The sequence below is a fragment of the Bradyrhizobium sp. USDA 4011 genome (assembly GCF_054063415.1).
The window spans coordinates 646,668-660,872 of the sequence record NZ_JBSSGG010000001.1; the positions used below are offsets into that span (position 1 = coordinate 646,668).

Below are 14,205 nucleotides of genomic sequence, written 5' to 3' on the forward strand. Positions count from 1 at the left end.
AACTTCAGGATCGCTTGCCCTTGCCGCCCGGCCGCTTCTGGTCGGTTCCGGAATCCTTCAGCTCTTCCGGCGTGACGCGGCAGTCGCCGTTCTTGTCGTTCTGCAGGATGAATTCGTTCGGCTTCTCGACGAACTCGCGGCGGGCAATCTTGCCGTCCTGGTTCTCGTCGAAATAGCCGAAATCCGCATCGGCGAGCGGGCCGCCGGCGCGGCGAACGCCCTCGAACTCGGCCGGGGCAAGATTTCCGTCGTGATTGCGGTCGGCGCGATCGAACAGCCGCCCGAGATAGGCTTTCCACTCGTCGCAGGTGTAAACGCCATCATGATTGGCGTCCCAGATCTCGGCCGCGACCGCCGGCGAACGATCGCCGCCCGCGCGCTGCGATGGCGGTGCTCGATCCGGTGAAGCCGGTTGCGCCAGAGCGATCGGCACTGTCGTCCAAAGCAAGCTCGCCGTCGCGATCATCCCGCAGACGGATGGCAACATTCTGCGCAAGCTGAATTCTCCTCCGCGTCATCCCTAAGCGGAGCGGAGTTGCCGGTTGCGCCGTGGCGAAAATGCGGAACGACGCGGCGCGGATACAGCCCGTTACAATTTGGTCCGGCGGCACGTCGTGGAGTATCGGCGCGCCGCTGCCGCAGCATCAGCCCTTCTTCGGGTCGCCGCGCGTGTGGTGCAGCAGATTGTCGCGCAGCCTGACCACGCTCTTCTGCACGATGGGAAATTCGTCGCCGAGCCCGGTGGCGTCGACCAGAGACGCGTTGATCTCCTTGTCGAGCAGGCGCCGGCCCGCCGCCGTCAGGCTCACCCGCACCTGCCGCTCATCGGCGGGATCGCGGACGCGGCTGATATAGCCGCTCTGCTCCAGCTTCTTGAGGATCGGCGTCAGCGTGTTGGATTCCAGGAACAGCTTCTCGCCGAGTTCGCTCACGGTCTGCTCGTCGGCCTCCGACAGCGCGATCATGGCGATGTACTGGGTGTAGGTCAGGCCGACGGCGTCCAGGATCGGCTTATAGGCGCGGCCAAAGGCCAGATTGGCCGAATAGACCGCAAAGCACAGAAAATTCGAGAGTTTTCGGCCTTTGGTCTCGGCCTTGGCGGTGCGGGTCACGGGCTTCTCCGGAGTTTGTGAAGTCTCGGTCAATATAAATCGCATCCGATTAAATCGGAAGTGCTTGACATGGTCAAGCGCGAGGCCTATTTCAACGCGCATCCGATTAGATCGGACACGATACATATTCAACCAAAGGAGCTCGCAATGACCGCCAATGCAAAGGTTCTCGTCACCGGAAAGACCCACGTCACCGCCGGCCCGAACGGCGCCGCCCGCTCGCGCGACGGCTTCCTCGACGTCAAGCTGCCGCAGCCGCACCCCGCCGCCGAAAACCTGTTCGCCGCCGCTTGGTCGGCCTGCTACATCGGCGCGATCCAGCTCGCCGCCGGACAGCGCAAGGTCAAGCTGGCGAGCGAGCCCGAGGTCGACGCAGAGATCGATCTGAACCAGGCCGGTAGCGCCTTCTTCCTGAGCGCGCGCCTCAACGTCCACGTTCCCGGCGTCGAGCGCGAGGTTGCCCAGGAGCTGATCGAAGCCGCGCACGGCATCTGCCCCTACTCCAAGGCGGTCCACGGCAACATCGACGTCACCACCACCCTCGTTTGAGACGATCGCATGACGACCTCCGACGCGGACCCCTGCCGGTCCGCGGTCGGACAAGTCCAGAAGACAACCCCGGAGTTCAAGATGACCAGCAAGCTGATGACGGCGACGCGCCTGCTCGCAAGAGCGGCCCTGATCGCCGGAAGTTTCCTGACGATACCGACGGCCCAGGCGCAGCAGCCGGCCGGGTTCACGCGAACCGATTTGCAGCGCCATGACCTGAGCGCACCCGGACGCGAAGCCGTCCAGGTGCGTGTCGACATAGCGCCCGGCGAGGCATTCGGCCGGCATGCGCATCCCGGCGAAGAGGTTATCTACGTGCTCGCCGGGACCCTCGAATACGATGTCGACGGCCGACCGCCGGCAACGCTGAAGGCTGGCGACGTGCTGTTCATCCCCGCAGGCACGATCCATGCGGCAAGGAACGTCGGCAGCGTCACTGCCAGCGAGCTTGCGACCTATATCGTCGAGAAGGACAAGCCGCTGCTGACCCTCGTGAAGTGACCGATGACGCCTGCCCGCCCCTGTCCCGGGGCGAGCGCGGCGACATCAGGTTCACTTGGTGCCCTGAACTTCGGCCTGCCGCACCGGCCGAGCGTTAAAGATCAGGAAGCTGATCGCGGCCATGATCCAGACGCCGATGCCGCCATAGAGCATCACCCAGCCAAAGCCGCTGGCCAGCGCCTGGTGCACGACAGGGCCGGTCAGCTCCGGCGCGGATGCGGCATCACCGGCCGCGATCCGCTCCCCGATGCTGCGGAGTTGCGCGCCGTCCATCGACGGCAGCACGGCCTTCAGATGCGCCAGCACGCCGCTCGCCAGGATGAAACCCATCAGGGCGATGTTGACCGAAAGCGAGACCATCCGCGCGCTCATGTCGATGCCGGAGGCCATGCCGGCGCGGTCGCTCGAGACCGAGCCGGTCGTCGTGTTGGTGACCGGTGTGTTGGTGATGCCGAGGCCGATTCCGGCGATCAGGCAGCCCGGCAGCATCGTCAGCCAGTCGGGCTGTGCGGCGGCGCTGCCGAACTTCATCAGCATGAATCCGATGCCAATGGTGAACAGACCGGCCGGGATGATCAGGCCCGGCTGATAACGCAGCGACAGGCGCTCGGCGAACGGCGGCATCACCAGCGTCGGCAGCGTATAGGCGAGCAGCGCAAGGCCGGCGGACACGCTGTCATAGCCGAGGCCGGCATGAAACCAGATCGGCAGATAGATCATGAACGGCCAATAGCTGAGGTTCATCGCGGCCGAGCCGACGATCGAACCGGAGAAAGCCGGAATCCGAAACACCGAGAAATCGAACATCGGCCGCCGGCTGATTCTCTCGGCAACCAGGAACGCGATGAAACTCGCGGCGGAAACGCCGAGGATTGCAAGCCCCTTCGGGCTGACGAAACCGAGATCCGGCCCCTGCGTGATGCAGAAGGCGAGACAGAACACCGCGAGCGACATCGTCACGATGCCGGCGACATCGAGGCTGCTCGCTTTCGGGTCCTTCGATTCATGCACGCCGCCGATCGTGAGCACGAACGCGACGGCTGCGAACAGCACGTGGACCAGGAACACCCACTCCCAGCTCAGCAGCGCGGCGACGGCGCCACCGATGATCGGGCCGAAGCCGAGGCCGATGCCAAAGATCACACCCCACCAGCCCCAGGCGACGGCGCGCAGGCGGCCGCCCTGGAATTCATGCGAGAGCACGGCGATCTGGCAGATCAACAGCGCGCCGCCGCTCAGCCCCTGCAGGAACCGGGCGACGATCAGCAGTTCGACGCTCTGGGCGACACCGCAGATCAGCGAGGTGATGCCGAACGCCGCGATCGCGACCAGGAAGATGCGCTTGCGCCCGTAGCGGTCTGCCACCGTCCCGATCGCCATCAGCACCGTGGTGACCGCAATCGTGTAGGCGTTCATGATCCATTGCAGCGCCTTGAAGTCGGCATGCAGCACCCGCTCCAGCGTCGGCAGGATCGCGGGGATGCTGGAAATCTCCAATCCAAACATGAGGCAGGCAAGGCATACGGCGGACAGTACGACAGCGCCGCGGCGGCTCAGTTCAGTGGACATGATCAGGCCTTTTGTTGTGGCAAGCCAACGGCATACCGCACGCTGTTGCCAGGGTGCTGGCAGCAACGTCGGTCGATCGACTCACGATGTATTGAGGCAGCAACGGCAGGAATCGGGTGGCCGCAGCGCTTCACAGCCCCAAGCTAGTCACGGCTTGAGCATTGGTGAATTGGATGACTAGATATTTCAGAGACAACAATTCCGGATGACTGATATGACCACACTCGATGTCGATGCCGTCAAGGCTTTCGTGACCATCGCCGATCTCAAGAGCTTCACGCGCGCCGCCGAGACACTCGGCACCACGCAGGGGCGCGATCAGCGTCAAGCTGAAGCGGCTGGAGCGCCAGGTCGGCCACAGGCTGATCGAGCGCACACCGCGGCTGGTGCGCCTGTCGGCGCAGGGTGTTGCGTTCCTCACACCCGCGCGCGAACTGCTCGCCGCGCATGATCGTGCCATCGCGGGGCTGTCGCCGGCGCGCAGCCGCCGCTTCTCGCTCGGCATCGCCAGCCATGTCGGCGGCGCCGAGGTTCCAACCCTGCTGGCGCGGCTGCACGCGCATGACCCGGCGCTCACCATCGAGGTCAGGCTCGATGATTCCCGCGATCTCCTCACCGCCTTCGATCGCGGCGACATCGACGCCGCCATCATCCGCCGCGAGGACGACCGCCGCGACGGCGAGAGGCTGGCGACCGATCACTATGGCTGGTTCGCCACGCCGGACTTTGTCCATCGCGCGGGTGAACCGCTGCGGCTGGCCGCCTCCTCGCCATCCTGCGGCGTGCTCAACATCGCGACCCGCGCGCTCGCGTCAGCGGGCATCCCGTGGACGGAAAGCTTCCTCGGCTGCGGATCGTTTGCCGTCGCCGATGCGGTGGCCGCCGGCCTTGCCACCTCGGTGTTCTCCTGCCGGCTTGCGCCGGCCGGGACGATCGACGTCAGCCGGCGGTTCGGCCTGCCCGCCCTGCCGCCCTCCGAGATCGTACTGCTGTCCGCGCTCTCGGATGCGAGATCCCGCGCCGCACTGAAGACCATCGTCAGTGCATTTCGCGAGCATCATCGGTTGCCTGCGGATCGCAAGGCACGGACCATCCCGGCGCAAGTGCTCGAGATGTGAACGGTCCGCGTCCCCTGCCGGCTATCGCCGCTCGCGGCCGGCTCGCCTTCCCTCGAACAGCGCGCGCTCCGATGCGAGCGCCTGGGCCAGAAAATCCAGCGTGGCGCGGATGCGCGCGGTGCGCTTGAGATCGTCATGCGTCAACAGCCACAGCGCCGATCGCGGCTCGGCGAGCGCCTTGGGTGTCAGGCGGCGCAGCGCGGGCGCGAGATCGCCGACATAGCAGGGAAGCAACGCCAGCCCCAGTCCCGCGGCCGCGGCATCGCGCAGCGCCGGAAGCGCGTCGACGCGGCAGGCGAAGCGCGCCGAGCGCAGGTTCTCGCGCATCCAGCCGGCGATGACGGTTGCCGCCAGCGCATCGTCGAGCCCGACCCAGTCATGTGCCGACAGATCCTTGTCGTCATGCCGGGCGAGATAGGTCCGCGATCCGTAGACCGCATGGGCAATATCGGCGACGCGCCGCCCGACCAGCAGTTCGGACGGCGCCGGCGTCGGCCGGATCGCGATCTCGGCCTCGCGGCGCGTCAGGTTCGCCATCGCATTCGAGATGACGATCTCCGGCTGGATCTCCGGATGCGCAGCGCGCATTGCCGGCAGATGCCGCATCAGCACCGCGCCGAGCGTATCCGTCGTCGTGATCCGGACCGGGCCTGACGGCCTGAGGTCCTGTCCCGCCAGCCTGCGCTCGAGCGCGAGCACTTCATCCTCGAGCCGGGCCGCCGACGACGCCGCCGTCTCGCCGGCCGGAGTCGGCGCGTAACCATCGCGGAAGCGCTCGAACAGGCGCGTGCCGATCGCTGCTTCGATCGTGCCGAGGCGGCGGAACACCGTCGAATGCGTCACGCCCAGCCTACGCGCCGCCCCGGACAGGCTGCCCTCCCGCGCGATCGCGAGGACGAGGCGAAGATCATTCCAGTCGAGCGGGCTGTTCATTTTTGCAAATTCGGTTGGCACATTTGATGAATAACTTATCACAAACTGACAGGCCATCTTCCGAAAAGTTTGGCCGACGGGCGCACCCCGTGCGCCGCGCCGGCAACGCAGAGGAGCTGGCGGGTGACAAGCGAGACCACCGAGACGTTGCAATTGCACGACACGGGGCCGGCAACGGTCGACCCGCGGCGATGGCTGGCGCTGCCCGTGCTGCTCACCGGCGCCTTCCTGCCGATCCTCGACTTCAACGTCGTCAACCTCGCGCTACCGGCCATTCGCGACAATCTCGGCGCTACCCCGAGCGAGGTGCAGTTCGTGATCTCGGCGTATGCCGCGACCTACGCGGTATTCCTGATCACGGGCGGCCGGCTCGGCGACCTTCTGGGGCGGCGACGGATGTTCCTGACCGGCGTCGCCGGCTTCACGATCGCATCGGTGTTGTGCGGCATCGCATGGTCGCCCACCGTGCTTGTCGCCGGACGGATTCTTCAGGGCCTCACCGCCACCGTGATGGCGCCGCAGGTGCTGGCCTCGATCCGCGTGCTGTTTCCAGCGGCCGAACAGGGCCGCGCGCTCGGCTTCTACGGCGCAACGTTCGGCCTTGCCAACATCTGCGGCCAGGTGCTCGGCGGCGTCCTGGTCTCGGCGCATCCGTTCGGGCTCGCCTGGCAGGCGATCTTCCTGATCAACGTGCCGATCGGCCTCACCGCCTTCATCGGCGGACTTCTGTTCTTGACCGACTCGCGTGCCGAGCATGCCCAACGGCTCGACATCGGCGGCGTCATCCTGCTGTCGCTCACGCTAGGCTTCCTGGTCTATCCGCTGATCGAGGGAAGAGAATCCGGCTGGCCGGCCCGGATCGTCGCGATGCTGCTGGCCTCTCCGCTGATGCTCGCTGCCTTCGTCCGCTTCGAGGCGCGCCTGAAAGCCCGCGGCGGCGACCCGCTGGTCGCACTGCATCTGCTGCGCAACAGCGATTTCGTCATCGGGCTGGTGATAGCGCTCGCCTTCTACATGCTGTCGTCGTTCTACCTGACCTTTGCGGTCTACCTGCAAAGCGGGCTGCATTTTTCACCGCTGGCGGCCGGCCTCGCCACCCTGCCCTTTGCCACCGGCTTCTTCGTGAGCTCGCTGGTGTCGTCGCTGGTGATGCAATGGCTCGGCGCGCGCACGTTGACGCTGGGCTTCGCGCTCCAAGTCATCGGCTTCGGTGTCGTGATGCTGTCGGTCAGTGGCACGCTGCCCCAAAGCGTTGAATTCGGCCTGATCTGCGGCGGGCTCGGCTTCGGCACCGTGATGCCGTCGGTCATCAAGGCCGTGATCGGCAGCATCGATCCGCGTCACGCCGGGCTGGCATCGGGGATGATGATCTCGACCTTCCAGATCGGCGCCGCACTCGGCGTCGCTGTGATCGGCGGCGTGTTCTACAGCCTGCTCGGACCGCATCCGCAGGCCGAAGACTATGCGCACGCCTTCACAGTCGCGCTCGGCTGCAATGTCGCGCTGCTGGCGCTCGGCGGCTGGCTATCGCTGTGGCTGCCGCGCGAGCCTTCTGCTTGAGTTGAGACGAGGACAATTCCATGAACGCCCCGTTATACGATGCCTCGGTTCCGGTGTTCCGGCAGATGCTCGACGCGCTTGCCGATCTGCTGCGCAAGGGCGAGGCCCACGCCCGCGAACGCGGTCTCGATCCCGACGCCATGCTGGCGGCACGGCTGGCGCCCGACATGCTGACGCTGGTCGGCCAGGTGCAGCGGGCCAGCGATCACGCCAAGGGCGCTGCCGGGCGGCTCGCCGGCCTCGAGCCACCGCCCTTTGCCGACGACGAACAGATCCTCGCCGAGGCTCACGCCCGGATCTTGCGAACGCTCGACTACATCGACACGGTCCCGGTTCGGGCATTCGACCGAGCGGCGGAACGCACCATCACATTGCCGTTCGGCGTCCCGCCAATGCCGGCAGCGCGCTATCTGTACGGCTTCGCGCTGCCGAGCCTGTTCTTCCACGTCGCCACTGCCTACGCCATCCTGCGCCATCGCGGCGTGCCGCTCGGCAAGCGTGACTTTCTCGGTAACTACATCTCGAACTGAGCGCTATTACTTCGCGACCTCGCGAAGCGCGTTGTAGACCCACTCCGTCCCCTGCTTGATGGCCTCGACGCCGATCCTTTCGTCGTTGCCATGCCTCCGGCTCCGGAGGTCGTCGTCGAGCGGATAGGGATAGATGCCGTAGACGGGCACGTTGCGCTCGCGCCAACTTGCGCCGCTCATCGCAGCTAGTCCTCCTCACGACGTCTTGGGGAACATCACCTTTAGCATCGCGGCCGCGAGCAACGTCGTCACGGCAAGGCCGGTGGAGAGATAGAGCGCGCTGGCATCGCCGTACCGGTCGATCACGATCGCATAGATCAGCGGCGCCGCCGCGGGCAGGATGAAGCTCGGAACGATGAGCCGGCCGACCAGCGTGCCATAGCTGCGATGATCGAACAGGATCAGCGGCAGCGTTCCCCTGGTGATGGTCAGAATGCCGTTGCAGGCGCCGTAGAGCAGCGCGAAGGCGATCCCCATCTCCTTCGCCGTTCCGCTGAACAGTCCGGCGATGAACGACAGCGGCATGATCAGGCACGCTATCAAATTGAGCGCGAGCGGATCGAGCCGTGCACCGAACAGGATTTCGCAGAGACGCGCGGCGGATTGCCCGATGCCCCGAAGGGTCGCGATCCATACGGCTACCGTGACGGTGAGCCCCAGCCCGGCGAGCACCGCGATCATGTGCGCGGACAAGCCTGCATTCAGGAAATTCGCGCCGGTCATGATCACGGCATAGAGCGCGCCGGCCGCCGCAAGTTGCTGACCGCCGGCGGCGCGCGGTGGCTTGAGTACCACCGCTGCGGAACCCGGCACGCCGTCAAATCGCTTGTTCGGGATCAGCAGATGCAGCGGGACCGTCAACAACACAAGGCCGGCATAGACCAACACGGCGATGCGCCAGCCGAAATGCTCCGAGAGCATATGGCCGAGCGGCCAGAACACCGTGGCCGCCAGGCCACCGAGCAGGGTGATTCCGGACATCGCGCGGCGCGCCTCCGGTCCGCCGATCCGGGCCAGCGCGGCGAACGCCGCATCGTACAGCGTCAGCCGCATGCCGAGGCCAAGCACGATCCAGGATGCGAAATAGGTGCTGATCTGATGCGAGACCGCGAGACCGGCGCAGCCGAGCGTGTTGATCACGGCGCCTGCGACCATGACTTCCCGGCCGCCGCTTCTGTCCACCCATCTCCCCGCAAGCGGTGACGCCACACCCATCACCAACAGCGCCGCGGCGAATCCGCCGTAGACGATGTCGCGCCCCCAGCCGAGATCCGCTGATATCTGCTCGCCGAAGCCGCCGATCAGATAGTAGGTCGCGCCCCACGAGATCAGTTGAGCCAGCCCGAGGGCGGCCACAACGCGGCGGGCGATCACCGTGGCAATTCCCTCTCAGCGGGAAGCGTGGAAGCGCCCGGCCCGAGCGGCCGCTGCATCAGCACGGTGTCGACCCATTGCCCGAGCTTGAAGCCGACTGACGTCAGGGTGCCCGCCGGCTGAAAGCCCATGCGACGGTGCAGCGCGATCGATCCGGCGTTGCCGCTGTTGCCGATCACGGCCAGCATCTGCCGCCACTGCCCCGCTTCGGCGCGCGCGATCAAGTCCTGAAGCAGCGCCACGCCGATACCGCGGCCGTGCAGCCCGTCGGACACGTAGACCGAGTCCTCGATGGTGTGGCGATAGGCCGGCCGCGGCCGATACGCCGTCGCATAGCAATAGCCGGCGACAAGACCGTCAACCTCAGCCACCAGATACGGCAGGCCCGCGGCCACCACGGCGTTCCGGCGGCTGCGCATCTCGTCCACCGTCGGCGGCACCTCCTCGAAGGTCGCCAGTCCATTGAGCACGTGATGGGCGTAGATGCCCTGCACGTAAGCCATGTCGTCGTCCGCCGCGTCGCGCACCATGACGCCGTTGCTGCCTGCCGCCATCCGCTCTCACCCGCCGTCAATATTGCCCGAGCATGCGCCCTCGCGTTATATAAGTGAAGCTTTGACAGCTTATGCGTAGCATAAGAGATACTTTGATGAAGAACCTGAACCTCGACTATCTCGAAAGCTTCGCCGTCGTGATCGACTGCGGCAGCTTCTCTGCCGCGGCCGAGCGGCTGCAGCTCACCCAACCCGCGGTGAGCCTCCAGGTACGCCAGCTCGAGAAGAGCCTGAATGCGACCTTGATCGAGCGGGTCGGACGACGGGCGAGGCCAACGGCCGCCGGCGTCGCGTTGTTGTCGCACGCACAGCAGATCAGCGCGGCGGTGACATCGGCGGTCGACGCCGTCGCGCAGCAGACCACGGGAACGGCAGGCCGCGTGCGGCTCGGCACCGGTGCGACCGCCTGCATCTTCCTGCTGCCGCCGATCCTGAAGGAGCTGCGCGCCGCGCTGCCCTCGCTCGAGATCACGGTCACGACCGGCAACACGGCGGAGATCGCGCGGGCGGTCGAGGACAACACGATCGACGTCGGGCTGGTCACGCTGCCGGTGTCGGGGCGCAGCTTCGAGATCACCCCCGTTATGAATGACGAGTTCGTGCTGATCGCGCCGCACGACATGAAGCTGCCGGCGCGGATCACGCCGGAGGTGCTGGCGACCAGGCCGGTCCTGCTGTTCGAGCCCGGCGGCAACACAAGGCGCACCGCGGATGAATGGCTGGCGCGCGGTGGCGTGTCGCTGAAGCCGCTGATGTCGCTCGGCAGCGTCGAGGCGATCAAGGAGATGGTGCGCGCCGGCCTCGGCTGCGCGATCCTGCCGGGCATGGCGGTGCCGGCCAAGACCAAGCAGCGCGACCTGATCGTCCGGTCGCTGTCGCCAAAGCTCTACCGCCGGCTCGCCGTCGTGATCCGCCGCGACAAACGCCTCGACCGCGGGCTCCGGCAGACGCTGTCGGCGCTGAAGGGACTCGCGGGCGCGAAGGGCGACGGCCGGTAGGAGGACGCCGCGCGTCCTCCCTGCTCCACCCCCGTCAAGTCGCCTTGCGTTCCTGCTCCGCGATCTTGCGGAACGCGGCCTCGCCGGCGTCGGTCACGGCGGCCCACTTCGCATTCGGCGCGGCCTCGGCCTCGTAATTGTCGTGCCAGTTCCACCATTTGTAGGTCGGGCCCTGCGGGTAGCCTTTCGGCGAATCCTCCCAGAGCTCCTGGCGGCCGAACGGCGTGATGTCGAGATAGCTCCACACCGTGCCCATCGATTCATCGCCACGGCTGTTGACGAGATAGGTGCGGAAGATCCGCTCGCCGTCGCGGACGAACACGTTGTGGCCGTGCCATTCGGCGACGCCGAAGTCGGCATCAAAACTGTCGGTGATCGTGTACCACGGCATCTCCCAACCCATCCGCGCCTTCAGCCGCGCGATATCGGCCTGCGGCGCGCGCGAGGCGTAAGCGAGCGTGGTGTCGCGCTGGTTCAGATGCGAGAGATGGCCGACCTGATCGGCACCGAGCGAGCAGCCGCGGCAGGCGTGATCCGGCCAGCCGAACACGCCGGGCTCGAAGAACGCGCGGTAGATGATCAGCTGCCGGCGGCCTTCGAACAAATCGAGCAGGCTCGCCTTGCCGTTCGGTCCCTCGAAGACATAGGCCTTCTCGACCGCCATCCACGGCATCCGCCGCCGCTCGGCGGCGAGCGCGTCGCGCGCCCGCACCTGCGCCTTTTCCTTCACCAGCATCTCCAGGCGCGCCGCCTCCCATGCCTCCCGCGACACTACGGGCGGGGTCTGCATTGCCGCCAGTCTGCCGCGACCGTTTTCAGCCGATTTGCTCATGATGATCTCCATCTTTCGAATTGGACGAACTCCGCGACCACGGCGCGGTTCCCGCGCCGAGGCCGTTCGTCATTGGCCATGCCGCAATCTGGCGCGGCGGCAACGGATGATGGGAGTGACAAGTGTGTCGGGATTTTCGCGCATGCGCTCCGATCGCTTCAATCTCCTTGCATATTGCTTGCACTTTGCAATTATGTGTGCGAGCCTCACCGCCATGAAGCAAACCGCTGCCCCCGCATCCGACGATGGCCTAAAGCTCAGCACCTGGCTGCCCTATCGCCTGTTCCTCGTCGCGGCGCAGGTCGCCCGCCCGCTCGAGAGCTTTTACAGCGAGACGTTCGGATTGAGCCAGGCCGGCTGGCGTATCCTCGCCGTCATCGCCGAGCGTCGTGCGGCCAACGCCTCCGAAATCGGCCGCGCCTGCGCACTCGACCCGTTCGCCGTCAGCCGCGGCATCGGCCAGCTCACAGAGCTCGGCTTCGCGGTGCGACGCCCCGGCAAGACCGACCGCCGCTTCGCCGCGGTCAGCATCACCCGCAACGGCCGGACCGCCTTCAACCGGATCGCCGCATTGGGCGGCGCGATCGAAGCACGGCTGCTTGCGCGCCTGTCGGAGAGCGAGCGGACAACACTTGATTCCGCGCTCACCCGGCTCGAGGGAGAGAGTGCGCGGATCGACGCCGTCGGCTGGCGCGCGCTGCTCGACGACGCCGGTACGCCATGACGGCCGCACTGTTCGCGCTGACCGCATTGCTGTGGGGCGGCGGCGCGCTGGCAACCGCGATGCAGGCCGGCGTCACGCCCGCACCGTGGTCGGTCGCGCTGCGCATGGTGCTCGCCGGCCTCATCCTGCTCGGCTACGGCGGGCTACGCGGCGTGCCGCTCGCGATCCCGCGCAAGGACCGGCTGGCCGTCGCGTTGCAAGGCCTGCTGTTCTTCGCCATTGCCTTCATCGCGTTCTATCAAGCAACCGCACGGATGCCGAGCGGACTTGCGGCGCTGGTGCTGTCTACATCGTCGCTGTTCGCGGCCGTGATCGCGCGGGCCGCTCTCGGCGTCCCGATCTCGTCGAGCTTCATGTGGGGCGCGCTGTGCGGCATCCTTGGGCTTGCGATCATCTTCCTGCCCGGCGCCACCGCGCATGGCGCCGCACCGCTTGCGGGTCTCGCCTGGGCGCTCACGGCGGCGATAACGACCGGCGCCGGGACGACCGTCGGCGCGCGCAACCAGCGCGCCGGACTGCCCGTCGTCTCCGTGCTCGCCTGGGGCGCATTGGTCGGCGCGGCGGCGAGCGCGCTCTGGGCCGTCGCGACCGGCACGCAGTTTGCCGCCGACGTCTCGCTCTCCTATTTGACGAGCTTCCTCTATCTCGCCGTCGCCGCCTCCTGCGTCACCTTCATGCTCTATTTCGAGCTGGTGCGCCGGCTCGGTCCCGGCCGCGCCGCCTATACGCTCGCGCTGGTGCCGCTCGTGGCCCTCGTGCTGTCGGCGCTGTTCGAGCATCTCGTGCTGGGCTGGCCGGTGCTCGCCGGCGCCGCCGCGATCCTTGCCGGCAACGTGCTGGTGCTGGCGCGGGGCTAGGTTCCAGCAATATCCGGCTCGCAGCAGGTTCGCACCGGCTCCATCAACGGCATCGGCCGCCGATTGACGCCGCGACGATATCTGACTAAAGTCAGATATATGCTCGACCCTGTCTCCCGCGTCCGTCGTTTCAACCGTGCCGTGACCTCCGCCGTCGGCGCGCTCGACACCTCGTTCCTCGGCCGCGGCCGGCCGCTCGGCGCGGCGCGGGTGCTGAACGCGATCGGACACGGCCGCACGGATGTGGGCGATATCAGGGATTATCTCGGCCTCGATTCCGGCCTGATGAGCCGCCTGTTGCGCAGCCTCGAGGACGAAGGGCTGATCGAGACCACGGCGCATGGCGACGATGCGCGCCGCCGCATCGCGAAGCTGACGCCGGCGGGCAAGCGCGAGTTCAACGCGTATGAGGCGATCTCCAACCGGCAGGCCAAGGAATTTCTCGCCCACCATACCCAGCGCGATGCGCTGCTTTCGGCGTTGGATCTGATCGCCTCGGCGCTCGGGCGCGACGGCACGGCGTTGCAGGAGATGGACGCGCGCAGCGATGCGGCGCGCTACTGCCTCGACGAATATTACGCCGAGCTGGCGCGGCGCTTCAAACAGGGTTTTGACGTCAAGCTGTCGCGCGACCCCGATGCGAAGGACATGGTCCGCCCGCGCGGCAGCTTCGTCGTGGCGATGTCCGACGGCCTGCCGATCGGCTGCGTCGGGCTGAAAGGCAGCAGCAGTGAGTTCGCGGAGATCAAGCGGCTCTGGGTCGCGCCGAGCGCGCGCGGCCTCGGCCTCGGCCGCCGCCTGATGGACGCCGCCGAGAAGGCCGCGCGCGAGCTCGGCATCACGGTGCTGCGGCTCGACACCAACAGCGCGCTGGCCGAAGCCGGCCAGCTCTATCGCCGGAGCGGCTGGACCGAGATCCCGCGCTTCAACGACGACCCCTACCCTGATTTGTTCTTCGAAAAGCATCTCTGAGCGACGCACCGCACGCGGCATC

General features: G+C 66.8%; 16 protein-coding genes and 1 pseudogene. 9 read left to right on the top strand and 8 right to left on the bottom strand.

Going from position 1 to position 14,205, the window contains the following annotated elements:
* Positions 1-4: 4 nt before the first annotated feature.
* Positions 5-496: an EF-hand domain-containing protein gene (locus tag ACVW1C_RS03290; protein ID WP_456757154.1), complete on the bottom strand. Its 492-nt coding sequence runs from the start codon at positions 494-496 to the stop codon at positions 5-7.
* Between the two features lie 148 nt (positions 497-644).
* Complete coding sequence (locus ACVW1C_RS03295) at positions 645-1,112, bottom strand: MarR family winged helix-turn-helix transcriptional regulator (protein ID WP_456757155.1); 468 nt, start codon at positions 1,110-1,112, stop codon at positions 645-647.
* Between the two features lie 147 nt (positions 1,113-1,259).
* Between ACVW1C_RS03295 and ACVW1C_RS03300 the strand changes: the two genes are divergently transcribed.
* A complete protein-coding gene (locus ACVW1C_RS03300) occupies positions 1,260-1,661 on the top strand; it encodes an Ohr family peroxiredoxin (protein ID WP_057019809.1) in 402 nt (133 codons plus the stop codon).
* A 96-nt stretch (positions 1,662-1,757) separates the two neighbouring features.
* Entirely contained in the window at positions 1,758-2,162 is a 405-nt protein-coding gene (locus ACVW1C_RS03305) for a cupin domain-containing protein (protein WP_456762989.1), read from the top strand.
* Positions 2,163-2,213: 51 nt separating this feature from the next.
* On the opposite strand, the gene ACVW1C_RS03310 is transcribed toward ACVW1C_RS03305, so the two are convergent.
* Positions 2,214-3,731, bottom strand: coding sequence for an MFS transporter (locus tag ACVW1C_RS03310; protein WP_456757156.1), 1,518 nt, complete (start codon positions 3,729-3,731; stop codon positions 2,214-2,216).
* A gap of 214 nt (positions 3,732-3,945) precedes the next feature.
* On the opposite strand from ACVW1C_RS03310, the pseudogene ACVW1C_RS03315 reads away from it, so the two are divergent.
* Positions 3,946-4,849 (top strand): annotated as a pseudogene (locus ACVW1C_RS03315) (LysR family transcriptional regulator).
* A 21-nt stretch (positions 4,850-4,870) separates the two neighbouring features.
* On the opposite strand, the gene ACVW1C_RS03320 reads toward ACVW1C_RS03315, so the two are convergent.
* The gene (locus ACVW1C_RS03320; RefSeq protein ID WP_456757157.1) at positions 4,871-5,782 is read right to left on the bottom strand and encodes a LysR family transcriptional regulator; all 912 of its coding nucleotides are present in this window, start codon (positions 5,780-5,782) and stop codon (positions 4,871-4,873) included.
* 123 nt (positions 5,783-5,905) lie between these two features.
* Here ACVW1C_RS03320 and ACVW1C_RS03325 point away from each other — a divergent pair, with 123 nt between their 5' ends.
* On the top strand, positions 5,906-7,342 hold the full coding sequence (locus ACVW1C_RS03325) for an MFS transporter (protein ID WP_456757158.1): 1,437 nt from the start codon (positions 5,906-5,908) through the stop codon (positions 7,340-7,342).
* A 20-nt stretch (positions 7,343-7,362) separates the two neighbouring features.
* Positions 7,363-7,872, top strand: coding sequence for a DUF1993 domain-containing protein (locus tag ACVW1C_RS03330; protein ID WP_456757159.1), 510 nt, complete (start codon positions 7,363-7,365; stop codon positions 7,870-7,872).
* A gap of 6 nt (positions 7,873-7,878) precedes the next feature.
* Here ACVW1C_RS03330 and ACVW1C_RS03335 read toward each other — a convergent pair whose 3' ends face one another.
* From ACVW1C_RS03335 to ACVW1C_RS03345, 3 genes are read right to left on the bottom strand one after another with little or no spacing between them, the layout of a single operon-like run.
* The gene (locus tag ACVW1C_RS03335; protein ID WP_456757160.1) at positions 7,879-8,052 is read right to left on the bottom strand and encodes a hypothetical protein; all 174 of its coding nucleotides are present in this window, start codon (positions 8,050-8,052) and stop codon (positions 7,879-7,881) included.
* A 15-nt stretch (positions 8,053-8,067) separates the two neighbouring features.
* Positions 8,068-9,246, bottom strand: coding sequence for an MFS transporter (locus ACVW1C_RS03340; RefSeq protein WP_456757161.1), 1,179 nt, complete (start codon positions 9,244-9,246; stop codon positions 8,068-8,070).
* Complete coding sequence (locus ACVW1C_RS03345; protein ID WP_456757162.1) at positions 9,243-9,800, bottom strand: N-acetyltransferase family protein; 558 nt, start codon at positions 9,798-9,800, stop codon at positions 9,243-9,245. Before ACVW1C_RS03345 ends, ACVW1C_RS03340 begins: the two co-directional genes overlap by 4 nt.
* 95 nt (positions 9,801-9,895) lie before the next feature.
* On the opposite strand from ACVW1C_RS03345, the gene ACVW1C_RS03350 reads away from it, so the two are divergent.
* Entirely contained in the window at positions 9,896-10,798 is a 903-nt protein-coding gene (locus ACVW1C_RS03350) for a LysR family transcriptional regulator (RefSeq protein WP_456757163.1), read from the top strand.
* A 34-nt stretch (positions 10,799-10,832) separates the two neighbouring features.
* Here the strand turns inward: ACVW1C_RS03350 and ACVW1C_RS03355 are convergent, their stop codons facing one another.
* On the bottom strand, positions 10,833-11,630 hold the full coding sequence (locus ACVW1C_RS03355) for a DUF899 domain-containing protein (protein ID WP_456757164.1): 798 nt from the start codon (positions 11,628-11,630) through the stop codon (positions 10,833-10,835).
* 214 nt (positions 11,631-11,844) lie between these two features.
* On the opposite strand from ACVW1C_RS03355, the gene ACVW1C_RS03360 reads away from it, so the two are divergent.
* The 3 genes from ACVW1C_RS03360 to ACVW1C_RS03370 all read left to right on the top strand — a co-directional run bounded on the left by ACVW1C_RS03360 (position 11,845) and on the right by ACVW1C_RS03370 (position 14,183).
* A complete protein-coding gene (locus ACVW1C_RS03360) occupies positions 11,845-12,354 on the top strand; it encodes a MarR family winged helix-turn-helix transcriptional regulator (protein WP_456757165.1) in 510 nt (169 codons plus the stop codon).
* A complete protein-coding gene (locus ACVW1C_RS03365; protein ID WP_456757166.1) occupies positions 12,351-13,211 on the top strand; it encodes a DMT family transporter in 861 nt (286 codons plus the stop codon). The genes ACVW1C_RS03360 and ACVW1C_RS03365 overlap by 4 nt, the downstream gene beginning before the upstream one ends.
* Before the next feature lie 99 nt (positions 13,212-13,310).
* Positions 13,311-14,183 (top strand): bifunctional helix-turn-helix transcriptional regulator/GNAT family N-acetyltransferase, encoded by an 873-nt coding sequence (locus tag ACVW1C_RS03370; RefSeq protein ID WP_456757167.1) that lies wholly within the window; start codon positions 13,311-13,313, stop codon positions 14,181-14,183.
* Positions 14,184-14,205: the final 22 nt, after the last annotated feature.